Below are 18960 nucleotides of genomic sequence, written 5' to 3'. Positions count from 1 at the left end.
TTTTCGACTAAATTTGCAAATTGGTATTTTAGGATTTCTTGTTTCTGCCCTCCAAACAAGATACAATTAAGATGGAAATGTTTATAGGAGGGTAAAGGCTTTGAATCAAAAATTAATAAAAACGATTGTCTATGTAATGATTATTTGTCTCGTTCTAAGCAGTCTTTTAACAGGAGTCGCTTTTTTCTTATAAAAACGTTAACCCCCAGTTCTCTTGAACTGGGGGTTTTACATTATTATTGTTTTATAATCTCATCAAAGCTTTTTTGTGAGTGGATCACTTTTATCTTTGTGCCTATCTTTAGTTTGCTGTAAAGCTTCTGAACATCTTTTTCATACATACGAATACATCCTGCCGTAACATATCTTCCGATGGCCGATGGATTATTATTTCCATGAATTCCAAAGGTACGACCGTCCGTTCCGTTTGCGTCAAAACCGATCCAACGTGTGCCGAGCGGATTCGTTTTGTCACCACCTGGAATATCTTTTTTTCGATAATAAGGATCCACAGCTTTTACGGTGATTGTAAACTCGCCTTCTGGTGTTAGTTCTTTCGACTTTCCTGTTGCTACTTTGTAGATTTCTTTAATGGTCCCATCTTCAACGTATGCAAGTCTGTTGGATGTTTTGTTAATGATTAAATAAGGGTCTCCTAAGGCATGTGCGTCTCCGATCGGCCATATTGGTGAAAATAACAAGATAAAAGCTAACTTGAGTTTTCCCATCTTTATCACCCTGTCATTTTTTACTTAGTATTTGTAAATGCAGGGGAAGTCATGAGCTGCTTTTTTGTTTTTTTTCTTTTAGCCAGATGAGGGTAGTCGATCTCCGTTCCAGGCGCTCGCTTTCCGCGGGGCAGGCGGTGAGCACCTTGCCGCTTTGCGCCATTAAGGGTCTCACCTGACCGCTTGTCCCGCAGGAGTCTCGCACCTTACACTCCAACCAACTTATTCAATGAAGACAAGTAATAAAATGAAACAACCTTTTTTAAAAGTCATGCCAATCTGTAAAAAATATGAAAAATAAAAAATAATTTCTACTTCTTAAATTTACTTTTGATGATCAAGTAATCCTCGATGTCTTGAAGTAACTGATAGAGCTTTGAGCGTGTTTCGAATTCGTCTCTGTCTTTTGGCAGATGCATCTCTCGAAATTCTTGTCTCATGTTTTCTAGATCATCTAAAAATAAAACCGCTGTATTTCCTGGGTGAACTGCGGCGCTTAGGCGTTCGAAGAAGCTGCCCAGTTTTTCACACTGAACATATGTTTTATCGATGGAAGAAAGGATCGGTAGCATTCGCTGAATGATCTCAAACTGTTTTTCTCTCATCTTAAAGTAGTGATAATACTGGTTTTCGTACCGTAGAAAATGATTTTCAATGTCACGAAAGGCAATGCTTTTTGCGTTAGAGATAAGATCTGCACATTCTGTAATCTCTTTTCCGTCCCACTCGTGTTTATCATGTGCTAAATATAGATGAAATTCATGAAAAATGACTTTGTATCTTTTTTCGAGTTCCTTCTGCATGTTTAACAGTATTTTTTCCACCGAAGGCATGTAGAGATTCATGATTAATCCCATTCCTATACCGATTACGATGATACTAAATTCGTTGAGCACGATTTCCCATGTGATTTTTTGAAGAGTGTATAAATGAAGGATGATAACTGACGATGTGATGATGCCTTCCTTCAGGTTTAGGGATACGAGTGTTGGAATGAATAGGATCAAAAGAACGGTTAGTGCGTAAGGATGATAGCCGATCAGTGAGAAGATCGCACTCGCAAATCCTATTCCGAGTATACAAGCGGCAAATCTTTCCCATGAAGAGATGATCGACTTCTTTTTTGTTATCTTTATACAAAGAATCGTCAATATTCCGGCTGACGTATAAAAATCTAATCCTAGCCACTCTGCCAAGGCGATAGCAAGGCCTGCTCCGATTGCAGTCTTTAATGTTCGATAGCCAATTGTAAATTTCATAAAATGAATGCCTTCTTTCTCATCTCGTTCTGCATCTTGTACCATTATTCCATACTTCAATGAAATTCAAAAAACGAAAAAGGACTTCAGCTAAGAAGTCCTTTTTTAAGCATTATAGCACTTTTTCTAAGAAAGCTTTAGCTCGTTCTGTTTTCGGATTATCAAAGAAAATAGCTGGCACTTGATCTTCTACTAATTTCCCATCATCCATGAACAGAACACGATCGGCAACTTCTTTTGCAAAGCCCATCTCATGTGTCACGATAACCATCGTCATGCCAAGCTTGACGAGGTTCTTCATTACTTGAAGCACTTCTTTTACCATCTCTGGATCTAGAGCTGAAGTTGGTTCATCAAAAAGCATAACTTCAGGTTTCATAGCAAGTGCTCTCGCTATGGCCACACGCTGTTTTTGTCCGCCTGAAAGGTTAGAAGGATAACTGTTCGCTTTTTCACTCAACCCAACGGTTTTAAGGAGATCTAAAGCCTCCCTCTCAGCTTCACTTTTCGAAATCTTTAATACTTGCTGCGGTGCGAATGTAACATTCTCTAAAACGGTTAGATGAGGAAAAAGATTGAAATGCTGAAACACCATTCCTATCTTTTTACGAAGATGAAGTTCCATCTCGTTAATGTCTCTATCCTCTATCTTAATCGTACCTTCATCATGTGTTTCTAAAAGATTCAAACAACGAAGAAACGTAGACTTACCTGATCCTGAAGGCCCGATCACAGCTATAACTTCTCCCTTTTTTATTGAAGTCGTTATTCCTTTTAATACTTCGTTCTTTCCGAAACTCTTTTTCAAACCTTGAACATCAATCACTCTTAGCAAGCCTCCTCTCCATAACTCGACCAGCCAATGTTAACATCATTACTAATAGATAATAGACAAGACCCGCTAATAACAAGGGTTCAAAAAAGCGATAGTTGCTTGCCCCTACGATTTGAGCTCGTCTCATAATATCAAGCGCTCCGATAACCGATACGATCGCTGATTCTTTTGTTAACGTAATAAATTCGTTCATCAAGGCAGGCAATATGTTCTTAAATGCTTGAGGCAATATGATTCTTAACATCATCGTGCGGTATGGAACACCTAAAGCCATGGCAGCTTCTTTCTGTCCTTTGTCGACGGCATTGATACCTGCACGAATAATTTCTGATATATATGCGGCAGAATTAAGAGCAAATGTTAATACCCCTGCTGAAAATGCGCCAATATCGACTCCTGTCAGCTGAGGTACAGCATAATAGATCAATAGCATCTGAAGAATTAATGGCGTTCCTCTAAAGACCGAAGTATATGCATCTGCAAACCATCTTAAGACTGTGATCTTACCTATTTTGAAAAGGGAAAGTACGGTTCCCCATATAAATCCAAGTACTAACGATACCGCCACGAACTGCAACGTAACCCATATCCCGTATAAAATATACGGAATAGAAGGCACGAGCTGGGCAAAATCCAAGTTCATGCCTACCACTCTCTTTCTCTATTTTTTAACACCGAACCACTTTTCAACAAGCTCGTCCAATGTACCGTCTTCTTTCATCTTCTTTAATTCTTCATTAAACTCTTTTGTTAGCTCACTATCTTTAGGAAAAGCGATAGCCGATCCTGCAGCGTCTGTATTTGGCAATGCGAATGAGGAAAGGTCTTTATTTTTCTTCAAAAATTCGTAAGCTACTGCATCTTCAATAATTGCAGCATCTACACGGTTTGATTTCATCTCTTGTACCAATTCTGTAACTTTGTTTCGCTGAACAACCTCGAATGTATGGTCCTTTAATAATTTATCTGCTTCTTTTTCTTGAATGGAAGCCAATTGAACGCCAATCGTTTTGTCTTCAAGATCTTCTACGCTTTTAATCGCTTTATCCTTTGTAACGATCAATTGTTGAGCTGCATAATATTCATCTGAAAAATCTACCGTCTTTTTACGTTCTTCATTAGGTGTCATACCGGCGATTACAAAGTCAGCTTTGCCGCTGTCTAATGCAGGAATCAACCCGTTAAAGTCCATGTCCTTTATCTCAACTTTATAACCAAGTTTTTTAGCGATATGATTCGCTACATCGATATCAAAGCCTACGATCTCTCCACCTTTTGCTGTTTCCACGTATTCATATGGAGGATAATCAGCAGAGGTTGCCATCACTAACGTCTTCTCTGACGCATCGCTCCCCGTACTTGTAGAACTCTTTTCTTCAACCGCACCACATCCCGCCAACAACGCGAGTACTATGATAAAATAAATGCTAAAAAGATTTCGTTTCATTTGTAGTTCCCCCTGTATAAAACATTTATATTTATTCGTTAAAGTGAATATTAACACATAAATATGCAAAATTAAGTATTTTAATAATTCTGAATGTATTTATATGCATTCTGATAAGGTGGTTGGTTATTTTGCAATTTGGCGAAAGGATGAAGGATGTTAGTTATCGTAGACGAGAGGCGGTGTATGCCATAGTACTGGATGAAAATAAGAATATAGCCGTCATGGTTCAGAACGGCAAAGGATTCTTACCAGGTGGCGGTATAGAAACCGGAGAGGATCATATAGGCTGTTTGAAAAGAGAATGTATCGAGGAGACAGGCTATACTTTTCAAATGGCGCAATTTGTGGGACATGCAAAGCAATATTTTAGAACGAGACAAGGGGAACATCTATTGAATGATGGGTATTTTTATTCAGGTTCCTTTGGAGAGTATGCAAATGATCCATTAGATCAAGATCATGAGTTAGTGTGGATGAATATTGATCAAGCTGAGGAGCTATTATTTCATTCGTCTCATGTGTGGGCTGTGAAAAAGAGGCTGGGGTTGGATTAAGAGAGTTCTTGTGGGTCTGAGAACAATTTCAGTGATCAATCATAAATACTAGGAATCGATTATAAATCTCTGGAATCGCTCACAAATCCCTAGAATCGCTCACAAATCCCTAGAATCGCTCACAAATCCTTAGAATCGCTCATAAATCCTTAGAATCGCTCATAAATCCATGTTCTATCATTTTATGAACAATAAAAAAAGCTGGCTCAATTTCGAGCCAGCTTCTCTCATTCATACACACTTAAATCCCTACTTACAATATGTTTCAAATGCACTTCTCAGCTTGTTTACGACTTCCATCGGTTCGTGACCTTCAATCTCATGACGTTCTACCATCATTTGGATCTCTCCATCTTTTAATAGTGCAAAAGAGGGAGATGATGGCGGATAGCCTGTAAAATAAGAACGCGCTGTCTCTGTTGCTTCTTTATCTTGTCCAGCAAAAACCGTAACAAGATGGTCTGGGCGAACGTCTTGTTTTACCGAATATGAAGCCGAAGGGCGTGCGATTCCTCCAGCACAGCCACAAACGGAATTAATCATAACAAGTGTTGTACCTTCTTTTTTAAAAGCTTCTTCAACATCTTCTGGTTTAAATAGCTGCGTATAGCCAGCCTCTACCATTTCTTTACGAGCCGTCTCTACTACATCATTAAAAAGATTAAATTGAAAATTCATTCGTATTCAGCTCCTTTCTTTCTTATTGTACTCAATTTCTGACATATAAAAAAGAAAAATGCCGTAACATGTACGGCACTTTTCTTAGGGGGTTATGGGGTTTGGAGGTGTTGATAGTTATCTCTACCCGCAATAAAACCCTCATAAACCTAAAAAATACATTTTTTAATAAATGGATGTGTTTTCTTTTGTCATACCCTCTAAACGTGCTTTTACCGAAGCTAAGAAGCGTCCGCAAACGAGACCGTCGAGGACCCGATGATCAAGAGAAAGACAAAGATTAACCATATCACGCACAGCGATCATTCCATTGTTCATAACAACTGGACGCTTAACGATCGATTCTACTGAAAGGATAGCAGCTTGCGGATAGTTGATGATCGGCGTTGACATCACAGACCCGAAAGAACCTGTGTTATTTACGGTGAACGTTCCGCCTTTCATATCGTCACCAGCTAATTTATTCGTTCTTACTTTATCAGCTAGTTCTTTAACATCGCGTGCGATTCCTTTGATAGACTTTTCATCAGCATGTTTGATGACAGGTACATACAATGCATCATCTGTTGCAACTGCAATGGAGATGTTGATGTCCTTTTTCTGAATGATCTTATCTCCTGCCCACATGGAGTTGATCTGTGGGAATTCTTTTAGTGATTCTACAACAGCCTTAATAAAGAAAGGCAAGAACGTAAGATTGTATCCTTCTTTTGTTTTAAAATCACCTTTTACAGAATTACGATATTCTACTAAGTTGGTTACATCCACTTCTACCATCGTCCAAGCGTGAGGTGCTTCGTGCTTTGAGCGGACCATGTTTTGAGCGATCGCTTTACGGATACCAGATACCGGAATCTCAATATCACCAGGCATTGTGTCAATAGAGACAGGCTTTAATGCTGGCGCTGATTGTTGCTGTTGAGCCGTATTTTGTGTGCTGACAGAAGCAGGTGCTTCAGAAATATCTTCTGCAGCTGGCTTGTTACCTTTTGTAGGAATCTCACCGGAATCAATGATTCTCTGAAGATCTTTTCGAGTGATCCTTCCGCTTTGTCCTGATCCCTCTACTTGGTCTAAATCAATGCCATGTTCAGATGCCATACGTACCACTGCAGGTGAGAAACGTCCTCTCGCTGCTCGATCAACGTTTGCCGCAGGCTTACTAGCACTCGTACTCGAAGAAGCTGTAGGTGTTGAAACCGTTTCTGCAGTCTTCTCTTCTTTAGAAGATGAAGTTGCAGGTGCACTTTCCTCGCCTTTTCCTTCTGTTTCGATATAACAGATCAACTCGCCAACAGAAAGAGTGTCTCCTTCGCCAGCAACTAGCTCTTTTATCGTTCCAGAAAAAGATGATGGAACTTCTGCGTTTACTTTATCTGTCATAACTTCTGCTAGTGGATCGTATTTTTTTACCGTATCACCCGGCTGAACAAGCCATTTACTGATCGTACCTTCTGTTACACTTTCCCCTAATTGGGGCATTGTAATTTTTTCTGTAGCCATTAAAGTCCCCTCCTATTGTTAAAATGCCGCAAGATCTCTCATGGCTTTTTCTACTTTGTCAGGATTCACCATAAAGTGCTTTTCCATCGTTGGTGCATATGGCATCGCTGGTACATCTGGTCCAGCTAAACGTTGAACAGGTGCATCTAGTTCGAACAAGCAATTTTCAGCAATGATCGCAGAAACTTCACTCATGATGCTTCCTTCTTTATTGTCTTCTGTTACTAGAAGTACTTTACCTGTTTTGGAAGCTGCCTCGATGATCGCTTCTTTATCCAATGGATAAACGGTACGAAGATCGAGAATATGAGCTGAAATTCCGTCTTTTTCTAACTTCTCAGCCGCTTGAAGAGCAAAGTGTACACAAAGTCCGTATGTAATAACGGTAATATCTTCACCTTCACGCTTCACATCAGCTTTTCCAATAGGCAATGTATATTCTTCAGTTGGTACTTCACCTTTAATCAGTCTGTAAGCACGTTTATGTTCAAAGAAAAGAACAGGGTCTTCATCACGGATAGCAGACTTCAAAAGACCTTTTACATCATAAGGCGTAGAAGGCATAACAATCTTTAAGCCTGGTACGTTAGCGAATAGTGCTTCAACCGATTGTGAGTGATAAAGTGCACCATGGACACCACCGCCATATGGAGCACGAATCGTGATCGGACACGTCCAATCATTGTTTGAACGATAACGGATCTTAGCCGCTTCAGAAACAATCTGGTTAACAGCAGGCATGATAAAGTCAGCGAACTGCATCTCTGCGATCGGGCGCATGCCATACATCGCAGCACCGATCCCTACTCCTGCAATAGCCGATTCTGCGAGAGGAGCATCGATCACTCTCTCTTCACCAAACTCTTCAATCAACCCAGTCGTTGCACGGAAAACTCCTCCGCGTACACCAACATCTTCACCTACTACAAATACTCGCTTATCGCGTTGCATCTCTTCGCGAATGGCTTGTGTTACAGCATCAATATATGAAATTACCGGCATCTCGTTTTCCCCCTTTACTCTGCGTATACATGAAGAAGTGCGCTTTCAGGATCAGCATATTTTGCGTTCTCTGCATAATCTGTAGCTTCATCCACTTCTTTTTGAATCTCATCAGTGATCTGTTTTTCTAATTCTTCTGTTAAGATACCATTCTCTTTTAAGTAAGCAGCAAATGTATGAATCGGATCTTTTGCTTTCGCTTCTTCAACCTCTTCACGCGTTCTGTACGCACGATCATCATCATCTGATGAGTGAGGCGTTAAGCGATACGCTACTGTCTCAACTAAAGTAGGGCCTTCACCGCGTCGACCGCGATCAGCAGCTTCTTTAACAGCTTCATAAACAGCTAATGGGTCATTCCCATCCACTGTTACTCCTGGCATTCCGTAACCGATCGCACGGTCAGAAACGTTCACACACGCGAGCTGTTTTGAGATTGGAACCGAAATCGCGTATTTGTTGTTTTCACACATAAAGATAACAGGAAGTTTATGAACAGAAGCAAAGTTTGCTCCTTCATGGAAATCTCCCTGGTTTGAAGATCCTTCACCAAACGTTGTGAACGTTACTAGGTCTTTGCCTTCCATTCTTCCACCAAGTGCGATTCCAACAGCATGAGGAACTTGAGTTGTTACAGGCGAAGAACCTGTTACGATACGAAGCTTTTTAGAACCAAAATGCCCTGGCATCTGTCGACCGCCGCTGTTAGGGTCTTCTGCTTTTGCAAAACCAGAAAGCATAAGATCTTTCGCTGTCATACCAAACTGTAAAACAACACCCATGTCACGGTAGTACGGCAACACAAAATCTTTCTCATTATCTAAAGCCATCGCTGCACCAACTTGGGCTGCTTCTTGACCCTGACACGAAATAACGAAAGGAATTTTTCCAGCGCGGTTTAATAGCCACATACGCTCATCAATTTTTCTTGCTAATAACATCGTTCTATACATATGGATTACATCTTCATTGGTTAAGCCTAATTGTTCATGACGTAATTCTGCCATTTGTTTTACCTCCTTAGAAATGGATCGCTTTTCCTTCAACAGCTAACGCTGCTTCACCAAATACTTCTGATAGAGATGGATGTGGATGGATGGTATGAGCCATCTCCCACGGTGTAGCGTCTAAAACTTTCGCTAAGCCGGCTTCAGAGATCATATCCGTTACGTGAGGTCCGATCATATGAACGCCTAAAAGGTCATCGTTGTCTTTATTTGCAACGATCTTAACAAACCCATCACTTTCACCATATACAAGAGCTTTTCCAATCGCTTTAAAAGGAAACTTGCCCACTTTTACGTTGAAGCCTTGATCTTTAGCTTGTTTCTCAGTAAGACCGACACTTGCCATCTCTGGACTTGAATAGATACATTTTGAAATATTATCATAGTTGATCGGCTCAGGTTGCAGGTTAGACAAGTGTTCTACTGCCGTGATCCCCTCGTGTGATGCAACATGCGCGAGTTGAAGTCCTCCGATTACATCTCCAATCGCATAAATGTGGCTCTCTGCGGTTTGGAAGTATTCATTCGTCTGAATGTATCCGTTTTCAACTTTTATGATGGTATTTTCTAAACCGATACCTTCTGTGTTCGCCATGCGTCCAACAGAAACGAGCATCTTCTCGGCACTAAATTGTTTTGTCTCGCCTTTATGTTCAGCTGAAATCATTACGCTTTCGCCTTTTTCTAATGTATCAGGAAGGACTTTTGCACTTGTTACGAGCTTGATCCCTTTTTTCTTGAGAACTCGCGCAGCCTCTTTCGAAATCTCTTCGTCTTCTGTCGGTACGATTCTGTCAGCATATTCTAGTACTGTTACTTCCACTCCAAGATCATTGAGCATAGACGCCCATTCAATCCCGATTACTCCACCGCCGACGATGATGATTGATGATGGCAAGTTCTCCATCTCAAGTGCTTCATCACTAGACATAACAAAATCACCGTCAATCTCTAATCCTGGTAATGAACGTGGTCTAGACCCTGTTGCAACAATTACGTTCTGCGGAATTAGAATCTCATTTTCTGTACCATCATTAAACTCAACTGATATTGTACCTGGCATCGGAGAGAAGATGGATGGCCCTAGGATACGTCCGATTCCTTCATAGACTTCGATCTTTCCTTTTTTCATCAAACTTTGTACACCCATGTGTAGTTGATTTACGATGGATTGCTTACGTTCTTGCATCTTGGAAAAGTTCAAGCCGATTCCTTCAATATCAACACCAAAGTCTGCAGCTTTTTTGGCTGTTTTGTATACTTCAGCACTTCTTAATAAAGCTTTACTCGGTATACATCCTCTATGTAAGCAAGTACCTCCAAGCTTTCCTTTTTCAACAACTGCAACGGTTTTTCCTAATTGAGCAGCTCGGATGGCAGCTACATAGCCACCAGTCCCTCCGCCCAATATGACCAAATCAAAGTCTTTTGACATCGCTCATATCTCCTTTTGCTGTTAGTTAATCCAGTGACACTTTAGCAATCGTTTTTCCTCCAGGATAAACCTTTGCTGTTTCTTCTTCTCTTAATACACGAAGGCCACCTTCTGCTAACGCTTGAAGCTCATTCTCTCCCGGCTGAATGATACAATCAGAAATCCATTCAACTCGGTCTGTTATCTTCTTAACAAATTCTTTTCCGAAAGCGAGACCGCCTGTTAGTATGATCGCATCAACTTGTCCATAAAGAACGGTACTTGCTGATCCGATCTCTTTTGCGACTTGATAAGCCATCGCGTCATAGATAAGCTCGGCTTTTTTGTCACCGTTCTCGATTCTTTCTTCAACGGTCCTGGCATCGTTTGTTCCAAGATAGGCAACAAGACCACCTTGTCCAACAAGCTTCTTCATCACTTCTTCTGCGTAATATTCACCAGAGAAGCAGAGTGATACCAAATCGCCTATCGGAACAGTGCCTGCACGTTCAGGAGAGAACGGTCCCTCTCCATGCAGTCCGTTGTTTACATCGATCACTCTGCCATCCTTGTGAACACCTACCGTGATTCCTCCGCCCATGTGAACGACAATAAGACGAAGAGCTTCATAAGATTTATTTAACTGTTTTGCTACACGACGCGCAACAGCCTTTTGATTCAACGCGTGAAAAATACTCTTTCTTTCCATCTCAGGAACACCCGAAATTCTTGCGATCTCATCCATCTCATCCACGACAACTGGATCTACGATAAAAGATGGGATATTCAGACCTTCTGCTATTTCAAATGCTAAGATTCCACCTAAATTCGACGCATGTTCACCAGCGTAACCATTTTTCAGATCCTTGAGCATCGGTTCATTAACGCTGTACGTGCCACCTTCGATCGGTCTTAACAAACCGCCTCTGCCGACTACACAACTCAGTTTTGAAATATTGATGCCTTCGTAGTCTAAAGCTTCTAAGATCGTTTCTTTTCTAAAAGTGTACTGATCAATAACAGAATCAAACGAATGGATAGTTTCTGTATCATGACGGATCGTTTTTTCAAATACTGGCCGTTCGTTATCGAAAATTCCAATCTTAGTAGAGGTTGACCCCGGATTGATCACTAGTATGCGAAATTCTTTTTGATGCACGTTTCAAACCTCCATTGATACGAACTCTTAACGAGATCGGTTAGACAAGATATGTCTTTCATTTAATAAGAACTGACTTCTAGACATTCTCATGCGTTCGATACGCTCTTCTGCAAGTCGATCTGCTGCGAGATATGTTGGAATGTTATCACGTTTAGAGATCTCGATAACACTCGCGATGTTGTCATAGATCGTTTCTACTTTTTTCATAGCACGGTCGCGGTTATAGCCGTTAAGCTCATCTGCTACGTTAATAACTCCACCAGCGTTGATTACATAATCTGGCGCATAAACGATTCCCATCTCATGGATAGCATCACCGTGACGCGTTTCTTTAAGTTGGTTGTTTGCAGCTCCTGCAATAACTTTTGCTTTAATCTGTGGAATCGTATCATCGTTAATAATTGCTCCTAGTGCACATGGAGCAAAGATATCGCAATCTACGCTGTAGATCTCATCGATCTCAACAGCTTTTGCGCCAAAATCTTCAACTGCACGTTGCACAGCTTCTTTATTGATATCTGTAACGATCAATGATGCGCCTTCTTCGTGAAGGTGTTTACATAGTGTATAAGCAACATGTCCAACACCTTGAACAGCGATAACTTTTCCTTCTAGAGAATCTGTACCAAACGCTTCCATTGCTGCCGCTTTCATACCACGGTATACACCGTAAGCTGTTACTGGTGATGGATTACCGCTTGAACCGAAAGCAGGTGATACACCCGTAACGTATTGTGTTTCTTGGTAGATTAGGTCCATGTCTTCAACCGTTGTACCTACATCTTCTGCTGTAATATATCGTCCATTAAGTCCTTGAATATAACGACCGAACGCACGGAACATTTCTTCATTTTTGTCTTTCTTTGGATCACCGATGATTACTGTTTTTCCACCGCCAAGATTCAATCCTGCAGCTGCGTTCTTATAAGTCATGCCTTTAGCAAGTCTAAGTGCATCTTCAATCGCTGCATCTTCTGTCTCGTATGTCCACATTCTTGTTCCGCCTAGTGCAGGACCTAGTGTCGTATCGTGAATACAGATAATTGCTTTTAGTCCAGATTGTTTATCTTGGCAGATCACCATTTGCTCATAATCGTAAGTTTCCATATATTTAAAGATTTCCATTGTGTTTTCCTCCTAAGATTTAATTATCAGTGATGACTGAGTTTACAGCTAAAGCGATTGAATAATATTTACTTTCGGCTGAATCAGCTCTAGATGTTAAAACGATCGGTGCTTTAGCACCACAGATCACAGCTCCAACTTTCGCACGAGCAAAATAGATCAGCGATTTATACAAAACATTTCCTGTTTCAATAGTTGGAACAAGAAGGATGTCTGCATCACCTGCCACACTTCCTGTAATACCTTTGTGAGCTGCAGCTTCCTTCGAAATTGCATTATCTAAAGCCAAAGGACCTTCAACGATACCGCCTGTAATTTGATCCCTAAGATTCATAACAGTAAGACTCGCTGCGTCCAATGTGGCCTGCATAGCAGGATTAACGTTCTCTACTGCTGCAAGCACAGCCGCTTTAGGAACCTTCACGCCAGTGCGAGCCGCAAAGTCGATAGCATTTTGTAGAATCTGTACTTTTTGATTAAGGTCAGGCTCTATGTTCATGGCAGCATCTGTAATAAAGATCAATTTTTCAAATCCTTCTACTTCAAATGCAGCAACATGTGATAACACTTTGCCTGTACGGAGACCAAATTCTTTATTTAAGACTGCTTTTAAAAGAGCAGAAGTTGAGATAAGCCCTTTCATCAAAATATCAGCGTCTCCATCATGAACAGCTTTTACCGCCTTTAAAGCAGCCGAAGATGTATCTGTAGCTACAACTTTTATTCCATCCAACGGAACATCCGCATTTCTTTCTAACCAATCAGAAATTTTGTTACCGTTTCCAAACAGAATAAAATGGGCGAGCCCTTCTTTATATGATTTCAGTATGCTTTCCAAAACCTCCTGATCCCCAGCTTCTGCCACTGCGATGACTGGTTTCTCTTGTTGATTTTTGGCTTGGCTCACCAAGTTTTGTAAACGCATGCTATCCCCCCTTGTTGACCGCTTTATTAACTATGCAATTTTCATGCCAACTTTTAAATGAAGTTAAAATATAGTTATCATGTACTAACTATGCAATAAACTGCAAATACATTGCAATATTTTGCGTGAAGTTATTTGCGTAGTTTTTCATCGAGATTATATTTTTCTAATTTATAATAAAAATTCCTAAGTGAGATACCCAGTGATTTAGCTGTCTTCGTCTTGTTGCCACGAAACCTCTCTATAGCTTCTGTTAAAATCTGTTTTTCAAACGCATCGATTTGTTCAGCTAAAGTCTTCTCATCATCAGTCGTATCGGTCATAATTTGCAGATGGACGTCCTCTTTATTCGATGGTTCTAAAGATAATAAAGAAATATGACTACGGTTGATCTGTGAATCCGTATGGCTCATATGGATGATCGCTCTGCCTAATACGTTTTCAAGCTCTCTAACATTTCCCGGCCAATGATACGCTAGTAAAAAGTCTTCAGCATCCTTGCTGATAAAATCAATGTTTCTTCCATAGTCTTGATTTAACTTCTGAAGAAGGTGATAAGCTAAAAGCAATATATCATTGTTTCTTGCTCTTAATGGCGGAATATAGATCGGCATCCTGTTCAATCTGTAATACAAATCCTGCCTGAACGTGCCATCAGCGATCATTTTTTCAAGGTTAACATTGGTTGCGGCGATGACACGCACATTGATCGGAATCGCTTTTGTCCCACCTACACGTCTGATTTCATTTTCTTGCAGTACGCGCAAAAGTTTAGCTTGTGTGTTCTGCGACAACTCTCCCACTTCATCTAAAAAGATACTTCCACCATTTGATTCTTCGAAGAGTCCTCTTTTTCCGCCTCTTAATGCACCCGAAAAAGCACCTTCTTCATAACCAAACAGTTCGCTTTCTAACAAAGATTCTGAAAGCGCTGCACAGTTGACACGTATAAACTTATTAAACTTTCTGCTGCTTGCATTATGTATCGCATGAGCAAAAAGCTCTTTTCCTGTTCCAGATTCCCCACGAAGAAGAACGGTCGCTGGTGTAGAAGCTGCAAGCTTAGCCTGATCGATCGCAAAACTCATCTCTTCTGACGTACCAATGATATCTTCAAACGAATATTTCGCTTCAAGTGTTCGAATGATTTGTCTCGCCCTGTTCAGTTCTTCTGTAAGTCCTTTAATTTCTGAAACATCATGTATTACCCCTACACTGCCTTTTAATAGACCATCGACGATCACAGGTGCAACGTTAACAATCACATCTTTTCGGTTCGGTCCAACTCTTAAACGAGCACCTCTCACAGGCTTGCGTGTCTTAAGAACTTGCATATGAATACTTTCACCTTCAGAAATATCAGTTGTTGCAGGTTTCCCGATCACTTGTTCTGCGGTGTAACCTGTAAGCTTCGTATAAGCAGGATTGATCATAATGCCTTTTCCTTCTTCGTCGACAACAGATATAGCTTCTTCCGAAGATTGGATGATAGCCCTTAACATCGTTTGTATGCTTTTTAAATTCGTTACTTCTTCTGCCAAGTCAACGATTTCTGTAATATCTTTAAAGACGGCAAAAGCACCAAGCTTTCGACCTTCATGATTTAAGATAGGTGTTCGTGTTGTATAGATTTTCGTACCATTAGCTAAAATTTGTTCTTGATTCACTTCTTCTATGCCTGAGTCCATAACTCGCGGAAGCTGGCTGTTCGGCATTACTTCTAGTATTGATTTTCCTACAGCTTGCTCTTTCGATAAACCTGTCATTTTTTCAGCACTTTTGTTAAATATAGTAATCGTTAAATCTTGATCAATAACGATCATGCCATCGTGTGTATTGTCTAATATCGTTTTAAGCTGCTGCAAGTGCCCGATGTCTTTTATATTTTTTGTTTCGTTAGGACTTGATAACAGAAATCGAAATTGAGAAGTAGTCAATTTTCCTGACGTAGGATACTTATTCTCATATAACCAATCTGCGCTTTCTTTAAGAGAATCCGAATAAACAATTACGTCAATCTCCTCATTCGGTGCCGAAGTATATGTAAATACCGGGATGTTATCCAATCTGGTCGGCAACGATTGAAGAGGTCCTTGCAAAATAGCTGCAAGTTCAAAAATTTCAGATCGATTGATCTGTTGAACCAAATCAAATTCTTCTTGCGCTGCCAGCAATACGATCCTTTGCAACAATTAGCCCACCTTTTTATTATAACATGCAATATTTTTCACAAGTTTATCATAGCTCACTATGAAAGGGTTTGCAAACTTATTTTGCATCGACAATAATTTTAACTTTATGTACAATAAGACAAGTAAAGGAGTGAATTCTTCATGAGCAGATATGCAGCTTTGGTAATCGTATTAATTCCTGGAATCATGGCCGTGATGGGCATCAAATGGATGAGAGACACTTTATTTGGAGTTTTGCAGTTTCCGTTTCCATTCTTATGGCTACAATTTATCGCTGGTTTGTTAAGCTTCTTAGCGGGCTTAACTTTTGTAGGTGGATTCATCTTTTACAGAGACCGTAAAAGAAATAAAGTTCAGTTAAAATACAGAAAAAAATAACCATCTCTCAACCTTGAGAGATGGTTATTTTTATAAATAAGTACTTATGCCATTACCTTATGTTCGATTCGAAGCTTATCCGCGACCATCGCGATGAACTCTGAATTCGTTGGCTTCGCTTTTGACATGGATACTGTATAGCCGAACAAGGATGAAATGCTATCGATGTTTCCACGGCTCCATGCTACTTCGATCGCATGGCGTATAGCACGTTCAACACGGCTTGATGTTGTATTGAATTTTTTTGCGATATCTGGATATAGAACCTTTGTGATCGATCCTAATAATTCAATGTCATTGTATACCATTGAGATCGCTTCTCTTAAATACATGTATCCCTTAATATGAGCAGGAACTCCGATTTCATGAATGATACTAGTGATACTCGCATCCAAATTGCGTGGTTTATTGTTGATTGTTGATTGGAAGTTGTTTCGATTATTTCCGGACGCACGCTGTACAGTTGTCTTTTCTGCACCACAGATCTGACGGATCTGACTCGCTAGATTGTCCATATCGAATGGTTTTAAGATAAAGTATGAAGCACCTAAGTCTACGGCTTTTTTCGTAACATCTTCCTGACCAAACGCCGTTAACATGATAACATTCGGCTGAGGCAGATCATCGCTAGCTCTGATCTTCTCAAGCACTGCTAATCCATCTAGATGAGGCATGATAATATCTAGAACTAAAACATCAGGATCTTTATTCTCTAAAACGGACAAACATTCTTGACCGTTGTAAGCTACCCCGATTACCTCCATATCATCTTGACTTGAAAGATACTCCCTCAAAAGACTAATCAGTTCACGGTTATCATCAGCTAGACAAACTTTAATTTTTTGCACCATTATTTCCTCCCCATCCAACAATTTCTTGTTTTTCCCAATGTAATATTTCAACAATAAATCTTAAATCCCTTTATTTTGTTTTAAATTTTTTAAAATTATTTTGTTTTTGTAGCAGATATAGCTGTTATCTTCAATTTACTTTGAATTTCGACAGTTATTGTATTTTCCACAAGCATATTTGTCGAATTTTCTTTATATCCCTCATTATACAAAATTTTCATAGGATTGTCTAAATTATCTAAAAGTAACTATGCTTAAACCTAATGAAAGTAGTAGGCGAGGATTTCAAGTTCAGGCTAAGGCTACAGGTTCACCGAGGCGGGCGGTACCCTCCTGCTGGCGCGAGGAGCCTTTAATGTCACACCTGCCCACTCGGCTCAGTCTTAGTTAGTAGCATTCTGCTTCAACTCGTTTTGAAAGAATACTGGATGAACTTACAATCCAAATAAAAATAAAAAAACCGGTAAAAAATTCTACCGGTTTCGAGTTAACTTGCCTGTTTTGTTTCTTTATAGATATTGACTCCGGCTTCATCAAGCATCCACTCGATATGAACACCGTAACCTGATGTTGGATCATTTACAAACACATGGGTGACTGCTCCAATAATCCTTCCATTCTGAATGATTGGACTGCCACTCATTCCTTGAACGATTCCACCTGTAATCTTCAAAAGTTCAGGATCTGTAATCTTAATGACCATTCCTTTTGTAGCAGGAAATTTTTGCGGAACAGAACTTACTACATCAACGTCAAATTCTCGTACCTTTGAACCGTTAACAACAGTAAGTATCTTCGCTGGACCTTCTTTTACTTGATGTGAAAGGGCGATTGGCAACGGTTTATTCCAGTCCCCATTCGATAATTTATCATTTAATTTTCCAAAAATCCCAAATGGGCTGTTTTTAGATATATCCCCTAAAACTCTTTGGTCATTGGAAAAACGCGCTAGCTTTTCTCCTGGGTGACCATTCGAACCTTTTTCAATGGAAGTAACGGTAGAACCAAGGATTTCTCCGTTGTTTACTTTTATAGGTTTTTTCGTATCCATATCTGAAATCACGTGACCGAGTGCACCATACTTAAATGACGCAGGATCAAAAAACGTCAGTGTACCCACACCGGCTGCTGAATCTCGAATGTATAGTCCTATACGATAGGACTGGTCATTCTTGTCCTGCAGAGGAGTAAGTGTCTTATGAAACGTCTTACCATCTCGAATGATGGTTACATCTAAAGGATTTCGCGTTTCCCCTGATTGTTTAACAAATGGGCTTACATCTCCCATTTTTTTAATATTTTTTCCGTTGATTTTGGTAATAATATCTCCTACTTGAATATCGGCTATTTCACCTGGAGATTGTTTTCCTGCTGTTGTATTTACGAGATGATGCCCAACAATCAATACCCCGAGAGTATTTAACTTAACTCCTATTGATTGTCCACCAGGCACAACCTTAAGATCAGACAAAACTTTTACATTCATCTTTTTTATAGGAAAACTTGCTGCTTCGAGAGTTGCCATGCTATCACCGTTTGTTTTGGCTTGTATCGAAACTTTATGTTCTCTTTTCATTGCAGTCGTATAAACACTTGTTTCTTCCTGCTTCATGTTTGTTCCAACAGGAAGGGCTTGCATGACATGCTGTCCTTCAAAAAAGGTAATCGATTCTGGCAGTGCTACATACTCACGCACAGGAGACAAAAAACCGATTCCCACTAAACTTCCAAGGAGAATAACGCCGATCATTCGCCGAAGTAAATCCTTATACATCATACACTCTCCTCGCTCCAAGCTCACACCCTCACCATGGCTGTACCTTTAATTTAGCCTACGGACCTTGAGTTTATAACCAAGAAAAAAGAAAAAGCTATTCCTTAAATGGATAGCTTTTTC

The 18960-nt window shown here is 40.1% G+C and carries 19 protein-coding genes; 3 read left to right on the top strand and 16 right to left on the bottom strand.

Annotated elements, in window-relative coordinates; translation table 11 throughout:
- Window positions 1–100 precede the first annotated feature (100 nt).
- The gene (gene prli42, locus IHV12_RS23095; RefSeq protein ID WP_197130929.1) at window positions 101–193 is read left to right on the top strand and encodes a stressosome-associated protein Prli42; all 93 of its coding nucleotides are present in this window, start codon (window positions 101–103) and stop codon (window positions 191–193) included.
- Window positions 194–236: 43 nt separating this feature from the next.
- Here the strand turns inward: prli42 and IHV12_RS16320 are convergent, their stop codons facing one another.
- The 5 genes from IHV12_RS16320 to IHV12_RS16300 form a co-directional block, all read right to left on the bottom strand.
- Window positions 237–728, bottom strand: coding sequence for a L,D-transpeptidase (locus tag IHV12_RS16320; protein ID WP_197191510.1), 492 nt, complete (start codon window positions 726–728; stop codon window positions 237–239).
- A 311-nt stretch (window positions 729–1039) separates the two neighbouring features.
- Window positions 1040–1987, bottom strand: a complete 948-nt coding sequence (locus IHV12_RS16315; protein WP_197191798.1) for an aromatic acid exporter family protein — start codon at window positions 1985–1987, stop codon at window positions 1040–1042.
- Window positions 1988–2099: 112 nt separating this feature from the next.
- On the bottom strand, window positions 2100–2813 hold the full coding sequence (locus IHV12_RS16310; RefSeq protein ID WP_197130935.1) for an amino acid ABC transporter ATP-binding protein: 714 nt from the start codon (window positions 2811–2813) through the stop codon (window positions 2100–2102).
- The gene (locus tag IHV12_RS16305) at window positions 2806–3465 is read right to left on the bottom strand and encodes an amino acid ABC transporter permease (RefSeq protein ID WP_197130938.1); all 660 of its coding nucleotides are present in this window, start codon (window positions 3463–3465) and stop codon (window positions 2806–2808) included. The genes IHV12_RS16310 and IHV12_RS16305 overlap by 8 nt, the downstream gene beginning before the upstream one ends.
- 18 nt (window positions 3466–3483) lie before the next feature.
- Entirely contained in the window at window positions 3484–4269 is a 786-nt protein-coding gene (locus IHV12_RS16300; protein ID WP_197130941.1) for a transporter substrate-binding domain-containing protein, read from the bottom strand.
- 131 nt (window positions 4270–4400) lie between these two features.
- Between IHV12_RS16300 and IHV12_RS16295 the strand changes: the two genes are divergently transcribed.
- A complete protein-coding gene (locus IHV12_RS16295) occupies window positions 4401–4826 on the top strand; it encodes an NUDIX domain-containing protein (protein ID WP_197191509.1) in 426 nt (141 codons plus the stop codon).
- 249 nt (window positions 4827–5075) lie between these two features.
- Here the strand turns inward: IHV12_RS16295 and IHV12_RS16290 are convergent, their stop codons facing one another.
- From IHV12_RS16290 to IHV12_RS16250, 9 genes are all read right to left on the bottom strand, one after another.
- Window positions 5076–5504: a BrxA/BrxB family bacilliredoxin gene (locus tag IHV12_RS16290; protein WP_144699187.1), complete on the bottom strand. Its 429-nt coding sequence runs from the start codon at window positions 5502–5504 to the stop codon at window positions 5076–5078.
- A 165-nt stretch (window positions 5505–5669) separates the two neighbouring features.
- Entirely contained in the window at window positions 5670–7007 is a 1338-nt protein-coding gene (locus IHV12_RS16285; protein ID WP_197191508.1) for a dihydrolipoamide acetyltransferase family protein, read from the bottom strand.
- Between the two features lie 18 nt (window positions 7008–7025).
- Complete coding sequence (locus IHV12_RS16280; RefSeq protein WP_197130948.1) at window positions 7026–8009, bottom strand: alpha-ketoacid dehydrogenase subunit beta; 984 nt, start codon at window positions 8007–8009, stop codon at window positions 7026–7028.
- Window positions 8010–8023: 14 nt separating this feature from the next.
- Window positions 8024–9016, bottom strand: coding sequence for a thiamine pyrophosphate-dependent dehydrogenase E1 component subunit alpha (locus IHV12_RS16275; protein WP_197191507.1), 993 nt, complete (start codon window positions 9014–9016; stop codon window positions 8024–8026).
- A gap of 13 nt (window positions 9017–9029) precedes the next feature.
- The gene (lpdA, locus tag IHV12_RS16270; protein ID WP_197191506.1) at window positions 9030–10451 is read right to left on the bottom strand and encodes a dihydrolipoyl dehydrogenase; all 1422 of its coding nucleotides are present in this window, start codon (window positions 10449–10451) and stop codon (window positions 9030–9032) included.
- Window positions 10452–10476: 25 nt separating this feature from the next.
- Complete coding sequence (buk, locus tag IHV12_RS16265; protein ID WP_197130954.1) at window positions 10477–11589, bottom strand: butyrate kinase; 1113 nt, start codon at window positions 11587–11589, stop codon at window positions 10477–10479.
- Window positions 11590–11616: 27 nt separating this feature from the next.
- On the bottom strand, window positions 11617–12717 hold the full coding sequence (gene bcd / locus IHV12_RS16260) for a branched-chain amino acid dehydrogenase (protein ID WP_197130956.1): 1101 nt from the start codon (window positions 12715–12717) through the stop codon (window positions 11617–11619).
- Window positions 12718–12736: 19 nt separating this feature from the next.
- Window positions 12737–13642 carry a phosphate butyryltransferase gene (gene yqiS, locus IHV12_RS16255; protein WP_197191505.1) on the bottom strand — a complete coding sequence of 302 codons (906 nt, stop codon included), beginning with the start codon at window positions 13640–13642 and terminating at the stop codon, window positions 12737–12739.
- A 131-nt stretch (window positions 13643–13773) separates the two neighbouring features.
- Entirely contained in the window at window positions 13774–15465 is a 1692-nt protein-coding gene (locus IHV12_RS16250) for a sigma 54-interacting transcriptional regulator (RefSeq protein WP_231618327.1), read from the bottom strand.
- Window positions 15466–15975: 510 nt separating this feature from the next.
- Between IHV12_RS16250 and IHV12_RS16245 the strand changes: the two genes are divergently transcribed.
- On the top strand, window positions 15976–16212 hold the full coding sequence (locus tag IHV12_RS16245; RefSeq protein ID WP_197130963.1) for a DUF2627 domain-containing protein: 237 nt from the start codon (window positions 15976–15978) through the stop codon (window positions 16210–16212).
- 44 nt (window positions 16213–16256) lie between these two features.
- Here the strand turns inward: IHV12_RS16245 and spo0A are convergent, their stop codons facing one another.
- Window positions 16257–17060, bottom strand: coding sequence for a sporulation transcription factor Spo0A (spo0A, locus tag IHV12_RS16240; protein WP_197131204.1), 804 nt, complete (start codon window positions 17058–17060; stop codon window positions 16257–16259).
- 490 nt (window positions 17061–17550) lie between these two features.
- Complete coding sequence (gene spoIVB / locus IHV12_RS16235; RefSeq protein ID WP_197191797.1) at window positions 17551–18837, bottom strand: SpoIVB peptidase; 1287 nt, start codon at window positions 18835–18837, stop codon at window positions 17551–17553.
- Window positions 18838–18960 lie beyond the last annotated feature (123 nt).

This window comes from Fictibacillus sp. 7GRE50 (assembly GCF_015903875.1).
GTDB classification, from domain to species: domain Bacteria; phylum Bacillota; class Bacilli; order Bacillales; family Fictibacillaceae; genus Fictibacillus; species Fictibacillus phosphorivorans.
The sequence above is the reverse complement of the archived record's forward strand: the minus strand, read 5'-3'. Positions and strand labels throughout refer to the sequence as shown.

Bases quoted from the DNA above. Each gene is read 5' to 3' on its own strand.
- IHV12_RS16320 (WP_197191510.1), bottom strand. From the start codon at position 728: ATGGGAAAACTCAAGTTAGCTTTTATCTTGTTATTTTCACCAATATGG.
- IHV12_RS16315 (WP_197191798.1), bottom strand. From the start codon at position 1,987: ATGAAATTTACAATTGGCTATCGAACATTAAAGACTGCAATCGGAGCA.
- IHV12_RS16305 (WP_197130938.1), bottom strand. From the start codon at position 3,465: ATGAACTTGGATTTTGCCCAGCTCGTGCCTTCTATTCCGTATATTTTA.
- IHV12_RS16300 (WP_197130941.1), bottom strand. From the start codon at position 4,269: ATGAAACGAAATCTTTTTAGCATTTATTTTATCATAGTACTCGCGTTG.
- IHV12_RS16290 (WP_144699187.1), bottom strand. From the start codon at position 5,504: ATGAATTTTCAATTTAATCTTTTTAATGATGTAGTAGAGACGGCTCGT.
- IHV12_RS16285 (WP_197191508.1), bottom strand. From the start codon at position 7,007: ATGGCTACAGAAAAAATTACAATGCCCCAATTAGGGGAAAGTGTAACA.
- IHV12_RS16280 (WP_197130948.1), bottom strand. From the start codon at position 8,009: ATGCCGGTAATTTCATATATTGATGCTGTAACACAAGCCATTCGCGAA.
- IHV12_RS16275 (WP_197191507.1), bottom strand. From the start codon at position 9,016: ATGGCAGAATTACGTCATGAACAATTAGGCTTAACCAATGAAGATGTA.
- lpdA (WP_197191506.1), bottom strand. From the start codon at position 10,451: ATGTCAAAAGACTTTGATTTGGTCATATTGGGCGGAGGGACTGGTGGC.
- bcd (WP_197130956.1), bottom strand. From the start codon at position 12,717: ATGGAAATCTTTAAATATATGGAAACTTACGATTATGAGCAAATGGTG.
- yqiS (WP_197191505.1), bottom strand. From the start codon at position 13,642: ATGCGTTTACAAAACTTGGTGAGCCAAGCCAAAAATCAACAAGAGAAA.
- IHV12_RS16250 (WP_231618327.1), bottom strand. From the start codon at position 15,465: ATGATCGTTATTGATCAAGATTTAACGATTACTATATTTAACAAAAGT.
- IHV12_RS16245 (WP_197130963.1), top strand. From the start codon at position 15,976: ATGAGCAGATATGCAGCTTTGGTAATCGTATTAATTCCTGGAATCATG.
- spoIVB (WP_197191797.1), bottom strand. From the start codon at position 18,837: ATGTATAAGGATTTACTTCGGCGAATGATCGGCGTTATTCTCCTTGGA.